This window comes from Streptococcus sp. 27098_8_86 (assembly GCF_041432595.1).
In the GTDB taxonomy this organism is placed as follows: Bacteria; Bacillota; Bacilli; order Lactobacillales; family Streptococcaceae; genus Streptococcus; species Streptococcus pneumoniae_F.
The window spans coordinates 336513-352021 of the sequence record NZ_JAPVZW010000002.1 but is presented as its reverse complement, the minus strand read 5'-3'; the positions used below and the strand labels follow the sequence as shown (position 1 = coordinate 352021).

The 15509-nt window shown below is 32.8% G+C and carries 18 protein-coding genes and 3 pseudogenes; all 21 read left to right on the top strand.

Annotated elements, in window-relative coordinates; all coding sequences use genetic code 11:
• Positions 1 to 443, top strand: a pseudogene (locus tag O3616_RS03605) (hypothetical protein); the annotation flags it as partial.
• Positions 389 to 835, top strand: coding sequence for a TNT domain-containing protein (locus tag O3616_RS03600; RefSeq protein ID WP_371638115.1), 447 nt, complete (start codon positions 389 to 391; stop codon positions 833 to 835). The pseudogene O3616_RS03605 and the gene O3616_RS03600, both read left to right, overlap by 55 nt.
• Positions 836 to 1168, top strand: coding sequence for an Imm59 family immunity protein (locus O3616_RS03595; RefSeq protein ID WP_070843090.1), 333 nt, complete (start codon positions 836 to 838; stop codon positions 1166 to 1168). It begins immediately after the preceding gene.
• A 521-nt stretch (positions 1169 to 1689) separates the two neighbouring features.
• Positions 1690 to 2469 (top strand): alpha/beta fold hydrolase, encoded by a 780-nt coding sequence (locus O3616_RS03590; protein ID WP_371638114.1) that lies wholly within the window; start codon positions 1690 to 1692, stop codon positions 2467 to 2469.
• 145 nt (positions 2470 to 2614) lie between these two features.
• Positions 2615 to 3232: a TetR/AcrR family transcriptional regulator gene (locus tag O3616_RS03585; protein ID WP_371638113.1), complete on the top strand. Its 618-nt coding sequence runs from the start codon at positions 2615 to 2617 to the stop codon at positions 3230 to 3232.
• Between the two features lie 108 nt (positions 3233 to 3340).
• A complete protein-coding gene (locus tag O3616_RS03580) occupies positions 3341 to 4051 on the top strand; it encodes an ABC transporter ATP-binding protein (RefSeq protein ID WP_371638112.1) in 711 nt (236 codons plus the stop codon).
• Entirely contained in the window at positions 4044 to 5603 is a 1560-nt protein-coding gene (locus O3616_RS03575; RefSeq protein ID WP_371638111.1) for a hypothetical protein, read from the top strand. The genes O3616_RS03580 and O3616_RS03575 overlap by 8 nt, the downstream gene beginning before the upstream one ends.
• 18 nt (positions 5604 to 5621) lie before the next feature.
• Positions 5622 to 5843 carry a DUF1648 domain-containing protein gene (locus tag O3616_RS03570; RefSeq protein WP_070479194.1) on the top strand — a complete coding sequence of 74 codons (222 nt, stop codon included), beginning with the start codon at positions 5622 to 5624 and terminating at the stop codon, positions 5841 to 5843.
• Positions 5840 to 6181 (top strand): GntR family transcriptional regulator, encoded by a 342-nt coding sequence (locus O3616_RS03565; protein ID WP_140832764.1) that lies wholly within the window; start codon positions 5840 to 5842, stop codon positions 6179 to 6181. Before O3616_RS03570 ends, O3616_RS03565 begins: the two co-directional genes overlap by 4 nt.
• Positions 6182 to 6347: 166 nt before the next feature.
• The gene (locus O3616_RS03560; RefSeq protein ID WP_371638110.1) at positions 6348 to 7091 is read left to right on the top strand and encodes a lysostaphin resistance A-like protein; all 744 of its coding nucleotides are present in this window, start codon (positions 6348 to 6350) and stop codon (positions 7089 to 7091) included.
• A gap of 388 nt (positions 7092 to 7479) precedes the next feature.
• On the top strand, positions 7480 to 8046 hold the full coding sequence (locus tag O3616_RS03555; RefSeq protein WP_371638109.1) for a hypothetical protein: 567 nt from the start codon (positions 7480 to 7482) through the stop codon (positions 8044 to 8046).
• 320 nt (positions 8047 to 8366) lie between these two features.
• Positions 8367 to 8555 (top strand): hypothetical protein, encoded by a 189-nt coding sequence (locus tag O3616_RS03550; RefSeq protein WP_000179769.1) that lies wholly within the window; start codon positions 8367 to 8369, stop codon positions 8553 to 8555.
• A 62-nt stretch (positions 8556 to 8617) separates the two neighbouring features.
• The gene (locus tag O3616_RS03545; protein ID WP_371638107.1) at positions 8618 to 9382 is read left to right on the top strand and encodes an ATP-grasp domain-containing protein; all 765 of its coding nucleotides are present in this window, start codon (positions 8618 to 8620) and stop codon (positions 9380 to 9382) included.
• Between the two features lie 130 nt (positions 9383 to 9512).
• Positions 9513 to 10196 carry a hypothetical protein gene (locus O3616_RS03540; RefSeq protein WP_371638106.1) on the top strand — a complete coding sequence of 228 codons (684 nt, stop codon included), beginning with the start codon at positions 9513 to 9515 and terminating at the stop codon, positions 10194 to 10196.
• 245 nt (positions 10197 to 10441) lie between these two features.
• Positions 10442 to 10786, top strand: coding sequence for a hypothetical protein (locus O3616_RS03535; protein WP_001127479.1), 345 nt, complete (start codon positions 10442 to 10444; stop codon positions 10784 to 10786).
• Positions 10787 to 10861: 75 nt separating this feature from the next.
• On the top strand, positions 10862 to 12133 hold the full coding sequence (locus O3616_RS03530) for a cellulose synthase (RefSeq protein ID WP_371638105.1): 1272 nt from the start codon (positions 10862 to 10864) through the stop codon (positions 12131 to 12133).
• A 67-nt stretch (positions 12134 to 12200) separates the two neighbouring features.
• Positions 12201 to 12725, top strand: a complete 525-nt coding sequence (locus O3616_RS03525; protein WP_000031285.1) for a hypothetical protein — start codon at positions 12201 to 12203, stop codon at positions 12723 to 12725.
• Between the two features lie 2 nt (positions 12726 to 12727).
• The gene (locus O3616_RS03520) at positions 12728 to 14089 is read left to right on the top strand and encodes a hypothetical protein (RefSeq protein WP_371638104.1); all 1362 of its coding nucleotides are present in this window, start codon (positions 12728 to 12730) and stop codon (positions 14087 to 14089) included.
• Positions 14090 to 14117: 28 nt separating this feature from the next.
• Positions 14118 to 14357 carry a hypothetical protein gene (locus tag O3616_RS03515; protein ID WP_084865607.1) on the top strand — a complete coding sequence of 80 codons (240 nt, stop codon included), beginning with the start codon at positions 14118 to 14120 and terminating at the stop codon, positions 14355 to 14357.
• A gap of 56 nt (positions 14358 to 14413) precedes the next feature.
• Positions 14414 to 14581: pseudogene (locus O3616_RS03510) on the top strand (DUF4343 domain-containing protein); the annotation flags it as partial.
• A 56-nt stretch (positions 14582 to 14637) separates the two neighbouring features.
• Positions 14638 to 15467 (top strand): annotated as a pseudogene (locus O3616_RS03505) (ADP-ribosylglycohydrolase family protein).
• Positions 15468 to 15509 lie beyond the last annotated feature (42 nt).

Here is a 15509-nt window from a genome sequence, read left to right as displayed (position 1 = left end):
ACACCCGAATCCCAGTCGGCATTCGTAAAAAGGCAGTTGCCTTTGCGGGAGGTATGGGAACCATGCCTACCTTCAGCGTTGAGAGTAAGACTCTACGTGATGTGATGCACTTCTCAAGTAAACATGCGGATGATGTGGTGAGAGTGGCAGAGAAGCCCTTTGATAAAGAGCGGATTCTTGAAAATCTTAGGCAAAGTCGACTTGCACGGGAAAGTTCGAAGTTTGATGACTATCTTCGCAGAGAGTATGAAGCTAAGGGACACTATTTCCCAGAACGTGTTGAAATGCCAAATGGCAAGCGTGCTTATCTATCGGCAGATGATGGTTTCGATGGAAGAAAAATTCCTGTCAGATCACGAAGTTATGTGGATAGTGAGGGACATATTAAATGGCCACCGGAAGAAACCCAAGGTTTTGTGACAGATCATCTAGGAAGCCGATAACCTCCCCTGCTAATATACATACGGGGCAGATTATTGATAGATTTGGTCCTTCAGGGGGGACGTATGTTAGTCCGGTTGAAGATGGAAAAATTATAGCTTTTAATAAACGCGGATTACCTTATCCAGAGGGATATCAAGACTATCATCAATATGAAGTAGTTAAAGATATAAATCTTAAAAATCTTGAAGAAGGTTTTCTTTCTATGTCTGATGTGGATCAAGAAAAACTTTCTATTATAATGCAAAAACGAGGGATATCGTTTTCAGATTTAGCTACTCCTGCAAAAGGTGAAATTGCAAAAGTTTTTGGAGCTGGTGGTGGAACGCAGATTAAACTTGGAACATCTGTTAGCTGGTACGAAAAAATGGGACTATTAAAGGAGATAAAATAAATGGATAAATTGATGCATGAAAAAAAAATAATTCAACAGAAAATTGAAGAGTTGAATTATACTACGCTAAGAGTCTCCGTATTTAATGGCAGGAATAAAGGGAGAGAAGATTGGCAAACGCGAATAGAATATGATGAGGGGGAAAAAGTATACTTAGTTTATTCTTTAGGAGATAGAGCAAGTATTATAGGAAAGATTAGAACATTTGGAAATTTTGAAGAAGCAGAGCAATGCTTATTTGAGATATTGGATTTAACTGTAAAATATAACAGGTTGCAAGTGATGACTAACGAGGAACCAGAATATCCTTCTCCTTTGTGGGACAAATCATAATGATAAATTTAGAAAAGCAACGCAGTGAAATTTGATTTGAATTTTACCGAGCTCTCCCATCAACAAGTATCGACTTCCTTTATGCGTAGTGAGGATATCAAGATTATCATAAATAAGAGAGGATTCAATAAACTCATCGAGTTTTTGTTGTTAGATGCCTTGCTAAATATTATTATGACTGAAACTCTGTACAACAATTTAAAAATAAATGGTACTTATCTCTTGCTTGTAAAAGCCTGTATTGCTTTGGTGATGGCTCGTTTATCTATTTGCCCATACCCCAGTAAATCATTAAGGTGTTACTCTTATAATTTACTAAAATCAATTGATTTAATAAGCAATGGCCATCAATAGTCCTTTTAGAAATCGTTTCGGAGTATCTAATTAAAGTGCTAAAAGAAATGCAGCATTTCAGAGTATTGGTTTGTCCTATCAAGACATGTTGAGTGTGTAGGATTGCTTGTACGAGCTGATTAAACAAGGATGTAGTTAGTGAAAGTCCTAAAGTAAGGAGTTTAAACATGAAATTTCATGAATTTGGTGATAAGAATTTGCCTTCTATCTTACTGATACATGGCGGTGGCAGTTCTTGGTGGAATTATCTTCGTCAAGCACGAATCTTGTCAGAAGAATACCGTGTTATTCTACCAACTTTGAATGGCCACGGCGAGGAATATCAACTTGATTATGTTTCTACTGAAGATTCTGCTTTGGAAATTCTAGACTATATCAAAGCAAACTGTGGTGGGAAATTGTTTGCAATCGGTGGTGTTTCACTTGGTGGTCAAATTGCCATGGAGCTTTTGTCTTTAGACAGCGAAATTGCTGAGAAGGCCTTCATAGACGGAAGTCTCTGTATTCCTCAACCAAGGTTAGCTAAAATCAACATCTTTCTAGTATCACTATTTGGTAAACTTATGTTCAGTAAATTCTCTTGTAAACTCCAGTTAAGCATGATGAACAAACTCTATCCTAAACTGGCTTATCCAGAGGAAATAAAAGCTTATTATTTGGAGGATCTGCCAAGGACGCCTGTCAAAACAATGGTGACCATTTACAAAAACTATATGGGGCGTTACAAGCTGAAAGATATGATTTCTGCTAGCAAAGCTCAGGTTTTGTATATCTATGGTGAAAAAGAATTAAACTGTGTGAAAGAATCGGCGAAATTATTTCAGCAGCTACATCCAAATACGATTTTGTATGAAGCAAAGGGATATAATCACGGTTATTTATCATCTTACCTACATCAGGAGTGGATTGATTTAGTTGAGCCGTTTTTAAAGAGCAATCAACGTTGAGGCGGTATCACTGCTTGTACGAGCTTAGAAAAAATATTGACGAAAAAGCCTTGATGTCAAGGATTTTTTTGTATCCTTAAAAAGGTAATTTTATAATTGACAATTTGTCAGTAGAGTAGTATAATTTGTAATCAGGAGGAATATAATGCGAGATGTAAAAGATCCAGAAATTCGACGGGCTGAGATTATGGACGCTGCTATGCTCCTCTTTATGGAGAAAGGATATGCGAACACAACAACTCAGGATATAGTCGATAAGGTAAATATATCACGAGGTTTGTTATACTATCACTTTAAGAACAAAGAAGATATTCTGTATTGTCTTGTGGAACGTTATTCAGAGAAATTATTGAGAGATATTCATGTGATTGTCAATGATGACAACAAAACTGCTATTGAAAAAATAAGAGCCTTTATAGATGCCACAATAATCTCTACAGATAACGTTTCAGCGGAAGGAACTGAGTTACAAAAGACGGTTGATCTTGAAGAAAATCGTTATATGTTAGATAAGTTATCTCATAAGCTCATTGAAAAACTGACTATATATTTTGAGAAGATAATAAATCAAGGCATCTCAGAAAAAGTATTTTCTGTAAAATATCCATCAGAAACATCTGAATTTCTGATGACAGCCTATGTTTTTGTTTCAAATAACATAGGTATAATAACTTCAAAGAAAGAACCTGTCAAAGATTACTTGAATGCATTTAAGATAATGTTGGAACAAAATCTAAATACAAAAGGACTCTTTAGCAATTAAAAAAGATAGAATGTTTGTAGAGAGAACTATGTACCGATAGCTATATCAAAATAAGCTATCGGTATTATTTCAAAACAAGACTGACAAATTGTCAATGGAGATGAAAATATGTTAGATATAAAGAATTTTAGTAAAAGTTATGGGGATAAGAAGGTTGTGGATAACCTATCTATTTCAGTACAATCTGGAGATATTTATGGTTTTATTGGAGCAAATGGTGCGGGAAAAACGTCAACAATAAAGGCAGTTGTCGGTATCCATGATTTTGAAGATGGAAGTATAATTATCAACGGTCATTCTATTAAAGAAGAATCTGTTATTTGTAAGAAAATGATGGCGTATATCCCAGATAATCCAGATTTGTATGAACATATGACAGGATTTCAATATATTAATTTCATTGCTGACTTGTTTGAAATTCCTACAGAAATACGCAGGGAGAGAATCCAAAAATACGGTGATTTATTTGATATGACTGAGCATCTTTCGGGGATTATTTCTTCATATTCACATGGAATGAAGCAACGAACAGCCATTATTTCTGCACTTGTACATTCTCCCAAACTGTTGATTTTAGATGAACCTTTTGTTGGTCTAGATCCCAAAGCAACTTTCCTACTAAAGAAAATTATGCATGAGTGTGTTTCAGATGGAGGTGCTATTTTCTTTTCAACCCATGTATTGGATGTTGCTGAAAAATTATGTAATAAGGTTGCCATTATCAAAAATGGAAAGTTAATTGCAAGTGGCAATACAGGAGACGTCAAAGGTGATGAATCATTGGAGGCATTTTTCATGGAGGTGCAGGACAATGAGTAACATTTGGATACTGCTTAAGGCGCAATTGATTAATTTCTTTCCTATTAACGAGATTAGAGATTCAGGAAATAAAAAACAAAGTTCAATGGCTATTGCGAGTTTTGGCATAATAACTCTTTCCTTATTTTGCTTTGTTTATAATATACTAACAGCGAAAACATTGGTACACGTCGGACAGCAGGACTTGATACCGGCATATATGGTCTCTGTATCAAGTTTTTCAATATTATTTTTGACTGTCTTTTATTCGAATGGCATTTTATTTGGTAGTCGAGATATGGAAATTCTCCTATCCTTACCTGTTAAAAGTTCGTATATTATCACCAGCAAGTTCATGTTTATGTACTTATTGAATTTTTTAATAGGCTTTATGTTTATGCTTCCGGGTGGAATTGTATGGGGCTTGAACGGAAGTTTAAACCTCCTACAGATTATATTGTATTTTACTTCTATAATTTTTGCCCCTTTGATCCCCATGTGTATAGCGACATGCATGGGAATCGTTATTGTTGTCGCTTCATCTTTTTTTAAAAGAAAAAATGTTATCTCTCTTATTTTTTCATTTGCGATGTTAGGTATAATTGGATATTTTGCATTATCAGCTTTGCAATCAGGTGATGAAATTAGTATTGGGGTTACTCTGGCTAAGCAAATTACTGGACTGTATCCAATTTCTAGACTATTTATGTCATACTACAATTTTCCAATGTACTATGGGATGGGATTTTATATAGTTCTTTCAATAGTCGTCTTTTATCTATTTGTCAAAATTGCTTCGTTGAAGTATGGACTACTTAATACACTTGCCAATACAAAATCAAGATATGCTAATGACAAAGTATCTTATGAAAGAAAATCTGTGTTTTTTGCCTTGTATCAAAAAGAGCTTGGACGATTTTTAAGTTCTTATATGGCAGTCTTGAATGCTGGGCTTGGAGTGATTCTTTTATGTGTCTTTAGTATATGTTTCCTGTTTAATTCTGTAGGGCAAATAGGAAATTCTGCAGGAATTGAAGATATAAATGAGTATCTTTCAAACTTAGCTCCTGTCTTTATTTCATCTATGCTTTCACTCAGTTGTCCAGCAGCTTCATCCATATCTTTAGAAGGTAAAAATATTTGGATTTTGAAAAGTTCTCCGGTTAAAGTGAAAATGATTTTAAATGCTAAAATAGCTGTCAACCTTACACTTCATTTGATTGGATATATGATTTCTGTATATGTATTTATGCTGAAACTTGATATGAATCCTATTCAAGTTATGAATCTAGTTATTGTTCCTATATGTTACTCCTTTTTTATAACTGTAATCGGAATTGCATTAAATAAAAAATATCCTAACTATGATTGGGACAGTGAGATGATAGTTGTCAAACAAAGTCTTCCTGTTATTGTAACTGGAATTATTGGTATGATTGCGCTTATTACGCCACTTTTGATTAATTGGCTGTTTAATCTTCCGATTATATTTGTTTTACAGTTAGTATCAGTAGTTTTATTGGTTATTACAATGGGTGTTTATTTAACAATAAGCAAGAAAAATTTTATCTAGTTAAAGGAGAAAAATAAGATGAAAAACAGACTGATAAAAGATATTTTGGTGTTATTAGTAATGCTAGCTATAATAGTTGTTATTTGTAGATTTCTCCCAGAAAAAGTTCCGATTCATTTCAATGCAAAAGGAGAAGCAGATATGTTTGCAAATAAATACTATCTTCTACTAGCTACAGTCATCCCCTATTCTGCATATTGGAAGTTTGTTAGGAAAAGTGAAAATAAAAAGATTAAATGAAACACCATCTATATTTACAAATTGCATCAAAATTAAGAACGACTATTTTAAGAGGTGATTATGCATCTGAACAACAAATTCCTTCAATAAGGAGATTAGCAGAAAACGAGAAGTGTAATCCGGCAACTGTCCAAAAAGCAATGAAAGTTCTCGAAGAACAGAATTTGGTTATTAGCTGTGGAACATTAGGATATTTTGTCATAGCAAGCGAGCAAGAAATAAAGGAGTTAAGATATCAAGAATCTAACAAGCTAGTGAAAATTTTGTTTGAAAAACTTGGTGAGCTAGGCTTTTCAGAAGATGAGATTGTCAATTTATTTTTTAGAAAAGATGCTTAGAAGAAGTTGAATGGAAATTTATTAGGATTTTTGTGAAAGTATAGAAAAGCCTTGATTGTAAGGCTTTTTTTGTGTTTTTGTGATAGAATATAGGTAGTTATAATCGAGAGCAACTAAGAAGCAGTAAAAATATTATTCATAAAATAATCAAGATAAGGAAGATAAAATGACAGAAATTGACAAAAAGAATTTAAAAAATTATCTTTATTGTACATTTGGAATTACTTATATAGCTTGGGTGCTTCTTGCCATATTTACTCAATCTCATATTTTGGGATTAGAAACATTTATAGGGAGAATGTTACATATAGTAGGTTCACTTGGTCCAGCTATTGCAAGTGGCTTTTATTTGAAAAGGAATAATATAAAATTTAAACATTTTGTATTTAATAAAAGAAAAAACAGTAGTATTTATTTCATTATTCATTTGTTAGCAATTTTGATACTATTTTCTGTATCTTCCTTAGAATTAAATGGAGTATCAATTTATCTGATGCCTTTATTCTTTATACAACTAATTTTTTTTGGTGGTGGACATGAAGAATTAGGATGGAGAGGAATATTACAGCCATTACTTGATAAAAAATATACTTATTGGCAATCTAATTTGATGGTAGGATCAATTTGGGGAATGTGGCATCTGCCTTTATGGTTTATAGTTGGAGAAAGTCATCAAGGATTTCCTTTTATTTTATTTTTTATATATACATTATTTTTAAGTTTTGTTTTAGGGCTTCTTTACCGTCAAACGAAATCTGTGGGATACTGTATATTATTTCATGCGTTCGCAAATTTGTTAAATCTCTATTTTGTGTTAAAAATTAATGTTATTTTTATTATCATTTTTATTGGTTATTTTATTTATACTATATTGGCGAGTAATAGGATTAGTAAGGAAACAACATTTTAAAATTTAGATCAGCATATCCATTATTGAAGGTAATAATCGGTCTATCTAGATAATCGATGTTAAAGAATTTTCTGTTGTAATTTCAAGTGGAATGATGAATGTCGTTTCTTTTGGAACTGGCGAAAATCTTTCCGTTCCACAGTATCATTTTAAAATGATTTTCACTGCCTTTCGTTTATTAGTATAAAAGAAGAATATTACCACATGTTGAGGCGGTATCACTGCTTGTACGAGCTGAGGCATAAGCGAACTAGAAGTAGATGCTCCGCCCATGGTATAGGACTCGTAGAATGAGGAGGGAAACCGACGAAATGATACAGAAAGCCTTAACTGGTCAAGTGAAGTGCTTATTTACATTAGCCTAATAATGAAAATGGAGAGATTATCGATGGTTATATTGGAATTGTACCAAAATGATTATTCTAAAGATTTAGTTGTGTTTGATTCCATAGAAGATGGGAAAGCCTTTGTAGCTCAAATCCCGGGATACACTCTGGAAACAGAAGATGGTTTTGAAGTGGAGTATTTTAATCCTACAAATCTACTAGACTATATGGAAATTATCTATAACGGAAACATTGTACCTTTGTCTAAATTTATGTTTGATCCTGAGGAAAATGTAGACATTATTTGGAAAGAGATTTCAAATTTATCCCTCAAAAACGATAGAGTGATCGAAGGATATTCAAAAATCGATGCATATGTCGTTAACAACCATGAAGTTAAAACCTATGTGGAAGCAAGAGAAGCAAACTATCGCCAGGCAAAAGACTTTCTAGAAGGCAGTGGATATGAAGTAGACAGAAGCTTTTTCGGAAGTGAAGACGGTGAAGCGATTCTCTACAGAAAAAAAGGTGCAGAAAATTGGCATTTCTTGTGTCACTTAGACCCAATGTTTGTAGAGATTGAAGATGTAGAAGGATATGTTAAAGAAGAGGTGGGAGAGATTCAATAGTCAATCAAAGTTCCTTGTGAGTATGTACCTTTGCTAGTAAAAGTGTCAAAACGTTGTAACGAAGGGGGTAAGAAAATCATTGAGTGTAAGCCTTTTTCTTGTTTAGAGGGAAAGTATTAGAGTAGCCGCTCATAATTTATACTAGATTTGATAACTTATTTGAGACAGATTTTATTTCTATAAATACTGTGAAAATTTTTTAATACCAAAGATTTAAAGTTACTGTGTTAAAAATCTTCTCCACTTTTAAACTAATGTATTATAAAAGCCAGTTGACACAAGTGTTACACCTGTGATAGAATTAACTAGAGGTGAAGTAAATGGCAACTGATAAAAATAGAATAATGATTAGCTTGGATGATAAAAATCTAGAGAAACTTGAAAATTTAGTAGAAGATGCTAGAGATAGAAGGGGAATGCGACTAACAAAGTCCCAGGTTATAGAATTACTCCTAAATACTGTTGATTATTTCGATGATATTATGGGAGCTATTTACTCAAAAAAATAACAGCATAAATGCTATTATTTTTTTACAAATAGGTGTAACACTAGTGATATAGGAGTGATGAAATGGTTGTTTATATTAGACAAAGCAAACTACCAAGTGAAGTTTCAATTAATAAGTACAATGCTCAAGTAGGTGCCTACTTACAAGGAGAAGAAGTTATTTTATATCAATCTTTTTCTGAAATAAAACAGTTAACAAGTGATGATACAGTTGTAGATTATATAACGGAGACTAGAGCATTACTAAAAATGATGGGGTTAAATGTTCCGGTTTATGACTATCCTATTGAGCTTAAAGAGTTTTATGGTCGAAAGATTTATGATGGTATTTTAGGAGAGATTGTGAATATACCTGATAATTGGGGAAAATTTATTAAGCCTAAAGCTGGTTCAAAAGTCTTTACTGGAAGAGTTGTTAATGGAACCCATGATTTAATAGGTATTGGTCTACCTTTCAACTATCCTATATGGATTAGTGAGGTTGTAGAATTTATAGCTGAATGGCGCTGTTTTGTGTTAGATGGTCAAGTATTAGATGTTCGCCCCTATACAGGTGATTATCATGCACATTTTGATGCAAGTGTAATTGATGAAGCCATATCATGTTGGAAAGATGCGCCTATAGCTTATGGTCTAGATATCGGTGTTACTCGTGATGGCAGGACACTTGTTGTTGAAGTAAATGATGGTTATGCATTGGGAAATTATGGACTCTCTCCTTTAAACTCAATCAATTTTCATAAAGCTAGATGGAAAGAAATGGTAAAACCTTATTTTGAAAAGAACGATGTCTTTACTATGCCTAAAAATGAAAATATAAGTTTCTAAAAGAAACAGAAATAAATCTGTATAACTGTAACTAATAGGTTGCAGTTTTTTATTTTGAATAATGATATAATAGAATAAGATAATAATGAAAACGCTATATATTTGAAAGAGAATTAGGAAAGTAGAAAGTATGAAAACAATTGATATGATTATTAAATCATCAACTGAATTTTATAACGATTTAAAAGCTGATGAACATGACAGATATCGTTCATGGGAACATTGCTATTCACATTTTATGACAGCTAGAAAAGAGAATGATGTTAATCTTGATTACCTGAGTTTACAACTTGCATTTTATTTAGCAAGTTGGGGAATGTATCGAGGTTCTTCATTCTTATTACAAAAGGATTATAGAGTACATATACCTGTTGTAAGAGAAATCTTAAGCAATAAATATGATTCTCTAGCAGGAATTGAATGTAAAGATCTTAGAAATGAAAGTAACCAAAAATTACTAAAGGAAATTAATGAGTTTATTGCTAATTATTATGATGTAATCAGGCATGAAGTGAGAGGTCCAGCCCTAAAAAATAACTTATCAGAAACATTAATCACAAAGATACTGATGGGCACACTTGGTTGTGTTCCGGCATATGATAGATATTTTGTTACTGGAATAAGATCACAAAAGATTGCAAGTGGAACCTATAACATTAAATCTATTTTACAACTAGTAGATTTTTATGAAAAAAACATGGAACAGTTAGATTCAGTTCAAAAGAATTTTAATGTTGCTGATATGCTGTATCCTCAAATGAAAATACTTGATATGGGATTTTGGCAGATTGGTTTTGACCTAGATAGTAAATAACTATTTGCGTTTAAATCGGGAGCTAACTAATGGATTTAGCTTGAAAAGATAGTAACTATAAATCTGAAGAGATTATTTTTTAATTAATAATAATTTTTCATTGAATTGATTTTAGATTATTAGCTTTCAGAGTACAGTGTGCAACACATAAATTATATAGTTAAGGCGAGCAACTAGATAACAACCCATCAAGATATTTTAATTAGATAATATTGCATTTGCAATTATAAAAAAGGAGTACTGACATGCCGAAATATACCGACGAAGATATTAGAAAATTAAATAAAATCACATTAAAAATTGCTGGTGATTATTTAGGTATAAGTTCACAGGCAGTTGCGATAGGTCTTAGAAACAATCTTCTTCCAATTGGTTTTGCTATTCATAACGAAGAAAGAGATAGACGTTTCACTGAGAGTTGGTCATATCATATTATCGCCGAAAGAATGATTTCATACAATCACGGTAAGCTATCAGAGATCCGTGTTGAAAATATTGAAACTAGTTTAGATAAAATTATAGAGGAATTTAACGGTTTAAAACAAGATTTACTTTTTATATTAAGCGAAAATGCAGAAGTGAAGAATTAGAAGTTTTTGAATTTGCGTTTTCGCTTGGTAAATATAAAAACGGTGATGTAAAATATAAGGGTAAAGGTGTTTCAAATGAAGATGATAAAGACCTTTTCTAGAGAAAAACTCTATGAAGAAATCTGGGAAATAAGTGCAAAACAAGTCTCATTGAAATATGATTTAAGTTATTCTGACTTACTCAAGAAATGTAAAGAATTTGAAATTCCAATTCCAAATGGTAGTTATTGGTATCGTAAGAATACTGGACAAGATTTAAGTGAACTTATTGTGCCATTACCACAAAATGACGTAAATGAAGTACATATTGATAGAAAAAGTCTAAAGAACAATAGAATAAAACCTAGTAAACATAAAGAAGAGAGTTCGGAAGATATTTTTAAACTTGATACAACTAGTATAAGAAGTTCATTATCATTTTTAGAGGACGATAAAATAGAGCTTATTATAGAAGCTGTTTCAAACCTAAATCAGTCTCCAAATAAGAGACTACATAAATCTGTAGCTAATCTAAAAGATAAAATAGCAGAGTGGAATAAGAGGGAAAAAGCTGCTTCCTATCCTTACTTTGATTCTAGACACAGATATAATGATTTAAAAGAACCTAAATTTGTAAAAAATATTTCACTAACTTCTCTTCCACGTTTATATCGCTTTTTAGATACTCTAGTTACTGTAATTGAAAGAATCGGTGATAATGTAACTTCAAATTGGGATATTCAAATTGATAAGGATATTGTTCGTTTTGAAGTTATAGAGTCAACAGACAAAGTAAGTCATGAATTAACAAAAGAAGAAGCTAAAGAACTAGCAGAGTACAATGATAGCGTTAAGTTTAATGGATATGCATATAAACCAAGAATAAAGAAGTATGACTATATACCAAATGGAAAATTTCGATTTAAGATAATAGATGGTAAATACATTAAAGATACTAATGAATTCTCGATTGAACAATCAATCCCAGAAATAATTGTTTTAATTTACCAAGAGTATTATAAAGTTAAGAACTTACGCCTTGAACGTGAAGAGAAAGCAAGACTATACGAAGAGGAACAAGAGCGAAAAAGAAAATTACAAAATAGAATCGAAGAAGAGAAGAAGCGGACAAAGTCTCTTCTTAATATGCTAGAAGATTTTAAAACAGCAAATGATTTAAGACTGATGGCTGATAAACTGGAGATAGTAGGGAAACTTAGTAAAGAGGAAATTGATTGGATTAGATCCAAAGCTGACTGGATCGACCCAATAGTTTCTTCAACAGACAAATTACTAGGAATTAGAAATCATGAAAATTCTAGAGAACAAAAAGAACAATATCTAAGTGAGAAAAGGTACTATTGGTAACTTTTATGTTGCAGTTTTTCAATTTATACATGGTATAATTAAAATAATAAAAGATTGAGGATTTTTTATGAGTAAAGAAGCAGTATTTCAAAATGTAGAATCACTACAACAAGTTGTAAACATAATTAATGAAGCAGCGGCAGCTCTTAATGATAAAACACGTACAATAAGAGAGAGTCCAATTCCAGAAGTGTTAGCTGGTGCATTGGGGGCAGGTATTGGTGGGATAGGTTCATTCGCAGCTCTTTATGGTTTAGGTACTGTAGGGTTATCAGCGGCTGGCATTACTTCAGGTCTTGCAGCTATTGGCGGTGTCGTTGGAGGTGGTATGGTAGCTGGAGTGTTTGTAATGGCTGCTCCAGTCGTTGTATTAGCCGGAGGCGGTATATTATTAGCTTCTAATCTAAAAAATAAACAACTTAAACAGGAAAAAGAACGGTTATATAAAGAAGCATTGCAAAAACATGAAGCTATTATACAAGCTCTGAAAACTGAAGCAGATGCTGATAAGGAACGCCTAGATTATTTACAGAGTTTAAATATCCTCCTAACTCAAGCAATTAAAGATTTGAAAAACGATTTAGGGGACTAACAATGAGTAAATTCATTTATTCTGATGAAGAACAAAAATTCAATAATATTTTAACTCATCAAACCAAAGAGTTAGATTTAATAAACAGACCCGATATGTCTATTGCAGAAGAACGTATAGAGGAAAGTGAAAAATTATTGAGAGAGCTAGGCTATACTCTGTCTGATTTACCAATACTAGATACCGAAACTAAAAAACAAACTATCGTTGTACCTAAATGGGAAGACTTAGTAATAAAAGCGGAGTGCGAAGTTGGTTCAATGAATGAACTAGATGCACTCTTCACAAATGAAGAATTGGAACTTAATCAGACAGTTATTCAATCATTGCAGGATGATTTTAACAACATTCATAAACTTGATAAAATTGATATATCGATTTGTGCAGGAGCTGGTATATTAGCAGCGATTGTTGATATTCTTTTAATTGGAATACCTGAGAAAACTCCGAATGGTTTAAAAGGTGGCCCTTTATCTAATTATGTAAGAGACTGGTTTAATCAACGATTTCCTGAAGAAGAAATGGAAAAGTTGGCAAATTCAAAGGTCAGTAAAGTCCCTTTTGATGCTCAAGATAATCGTCATACTAAAGTAAATGTTAATGGACTATCTGCATATTATCATAGATTGTTATCTCTTGGACATGATCCACTTCTTGGTTTAGTAATTGGTGTATGTGATATTCTAAATGGTAAGATGACTACTATTGATAAAACTGGGAAAATAGTATCTCAATTTATGGATAATTACACAGATAGAAAAGAAAGTGATATTTTTGCAGCAATAGCAAAGCAGATAATTCATTTTAAATCTGATATTACGACATCAATGGGATTACCTGCACCATTGATGGGATTATTTAATTTGCTTCAGTTTGGAAAAATTGGTGACGAGGATCAAACAATAGCAGAAATAGTACAAGGAATGTATTACGAAGGCTATGATTTCATTCATTTTAGTAGTATGGCTATTTCTACAATAATTATTGAAGTTATAATCAGAATTGGATACGCCCTTAAGAAAATCAACGAAGGACATTCAATAAAAAATTCTATTCCTTTTTCGTTGGATAGAGAGAAACACCCCAAATTACATACGATGCTATTTATTGGACATTCTATAGCCGCATCTGCTAATGCAGGGAAAATCTACTTTACAAAAAAACCTATGACAATAAATTACGCACAATGGATTACTTTTGCAAAATATTCATACTCTCAGTTAAAGTGGGTGCTTATTGAGAAATCCGAATTGAGAGCTTCATATGTTTCGGATAAGATTTATAAGGAAACTCAGGAAGTTTATGAAAAAGTAAATCTTACCTTTAATAACTTCAGTAATGATAGGTTAGTTATATTTGATTAAATTAATAAACTTAGATAAAAGGAAAACAATGAAAAAAAGTCTATACAATCTATTGTCAATGATTCCAATATATGGAACATTTTTAAAATTTTCAAGTAAAGGTGAAATGAGGTTATGTAGCCCACTGTACCAAGATTTTTTAGATGAAGGAATTAATCCAAATGATATATTCTTACTTCTTGAAAAAAAATATCCTGGTGAGGTAGTTACAAGAGACCGTTTCTACGAAGGTTATAGAGAAATACTGGAATCTTTGAACAAAAAGTAATAAGGAAAAAATTTTCTGTTATAGATATAATATTAGTGAAGTTCTAAAATTCATTTGATGGCAGAACACTTGTTGTTGAAGTGAATGATGGTTATGCATTGGGAAATTATGGCCTCTCTCCTTTAAACTCAATTAATTTTCATAGAGCTAGATGGAAAGAAATGGTAAAACCCTGTTTTGAAAAAAATGATGTTTTTAAAATAAAACATGACATTATTTTCTAAAAAAATATGTTAGTTAGCCCAAATAGAAAGCATCAAAATGAACAAGGAGGAATCTGATGCTCGGAGCAATCGTTGGCTCTGTTTACGAGTGGAACAATATCAAAATGAAGGACTTTCCTTTATTTCGGAAGGACTGCTTTTTTACAGATGATACGGTTATGACCTGTGCTGTTGCAGAAGCGATTATGAACGGGGGACAAAAAGACGACTTCATTGACGCGATGAAGAAATATGGCAGACTGTATCCGAATGCTGATTATGGTGCTCGGTTTAATGCATGGCTAAATAGCGATAACCGTGAGCCTTATAGTAGCTTTGGGAATGGATCAGCTATGCGTGTTTCTCCATGTGCTTGGGACATGGACTGTGGTTTTTATGCGAGAACTGGTATGTGGCCATCATCTAGAGGACTTGCGAGTCTTTCTGCAGAGGTAACTCATAATCATCCAGAAGGTATTAAAGGTGCAATGGCTACAGCTGATGCTATCTTTCTGTGTCGTTTTTACTTTGGTGGTCATTGTAGAGAATACGAGCAACCAATTAACGACAATCCTACGGAGTGTAAAAGACGGATTAAGGATTATATAGAGAAGGAATACAGCTACAATCTATCTCAAACTTTAGATGAAATCCGTCCTAACTATCGTTTCAACGAAACATGTCAGGAAACTGTCCCTCAAGCCATTATTGCCTTTCTTGAAAGTAGAGACTTCGAAGATGCGATAAGAAATGCCATCTCACATGGTGGCGACAGTGATACACTGGCAGCATAGCAGAGGCAGCTTATGGTATTCCTGACTGGATAAAGGATAAGGCCTATTCTTACTTGGATGAACCCTTAAAGGATGTAGTTAGACGATGGGACAATAGAATAAAAGCAAATTAATCTCCAGTACGTCATATTTCTCTTTTCTGTATTTTCATTGTA

Coding starts and splice junctions, on each gene's coding strand:
- O3616_RS03600 (WP_371638115.1), top strand. CDS start 389: ATGGCCACCGGAAGAAACCCAAGGTTTTGTGACAGATCATCTAGGAAG.
- O3616_RS03595 (WP_070843090.1), top strand. CDS start 836: ATGGATAAATTGATGCATGAAAAAAAAATAATTCAACAGAAAATTGAA.
- O3616_RS03590 (WP_371638114.1), top strand. CDS start 1,690: ATGAAATTTCATGAATTTGGTGATAAGAATTTGCCTTCTATCTTACTG.
- O3616_RS03585 (WP_371638113.1), top strand. CDS start 2,615: ATGCGAGATGTAAAAGATCCAGAAATTCGACGGGCTGAGATTATGGAC.
- O3616_RS03580 (WP_371638112.1), top strand. CDS start 3,341: ATGTTAGATATAAAGAATTTTAGTAAAAGTTATGGGGATAAGAAGGTT.
- O3616_RS03575 (WP_371638111.1), top strand. CDS start 4,044: ATGAGTAACATTTGGATACTGCTTAAGGCGCAATTGATTAATTTCTTT.
- O3616_RS03570 (WP_070479194.1), top strand. CDS start 5,622: ATGAAAAACAGACTGATAAAAGATATTTTGGTGTTATTAGTAATGCTA.
- O3616_RS03565 (WP_140832764.1), top strand. CDS start 5,840: ATGAAACACCATCTATATTTACAAATTGCATCAAAATTAAGAACGACT.
- O3616_RS03560 (WP_371638110.1), top strand. CDS start 6,348: ATGACAGAAATTGACAAAAAGAATTTAAAAAATTATCTTTATTGTACA.
- O3616_RS03555 (WP_371638109.1), top strand. CDS start 7,480: ATGGTTATATTGGAATTGTACCAAAATGATTATTCTAAAGATTTAGTT.
- O3616_RS03550 (WP_000179769.1), top strand. CDS start 8,367: ATGGCAACTGATAAAAATAGAATAATGATTAGCTTGGATGATAAAAAT.
- O3616_RS03545 (WP_371638107.1), top strand. CDS start 8,618: ATGGTTGTTTATATTAGACAAAGCAAACTACCAAGTGAAGTTTCAATT.
- O3616_RS03540 (WP_371638106.1), top strand. CDS start 9,513: ATGAAAACAATTGATATGATTATTAAATCATCAACTGAATTTTATAAC.
- O3616_RS03535 (WP_001127479.1), top strand. CDS start 10,442: ATGCCGAAATATACCGACGAAGATATTAGAAAATTAAATAAAATCACA.
- O3616_RS03530 (WP_371638105.1), top strand. CDS start 10,862: ATGAAGATGATAAAGACCTTTTCTAGAGAAAAACTCTATGAAGAAATC.
- O3616_RS03525 (WP_000031285.1), top strand. CDS start 12,201: ATGAGTAAAGAAGCAGTATTTCAAAATGTAGAATCACTACAACAAGTT.
- O3616_RS03520 (WP_371638104.1), top strand. CDS start 12,728: ATGAGTAAATTCATTTATTCTGATGAAGAACAAAAATTCAATAATATT.
- O3616_RS03515 (WP_084865607.1), top strand. CDS start 14,118: ATGAAAAAAAGTCTATACAATCTATTGTCAATGATTCCAATATATGGA.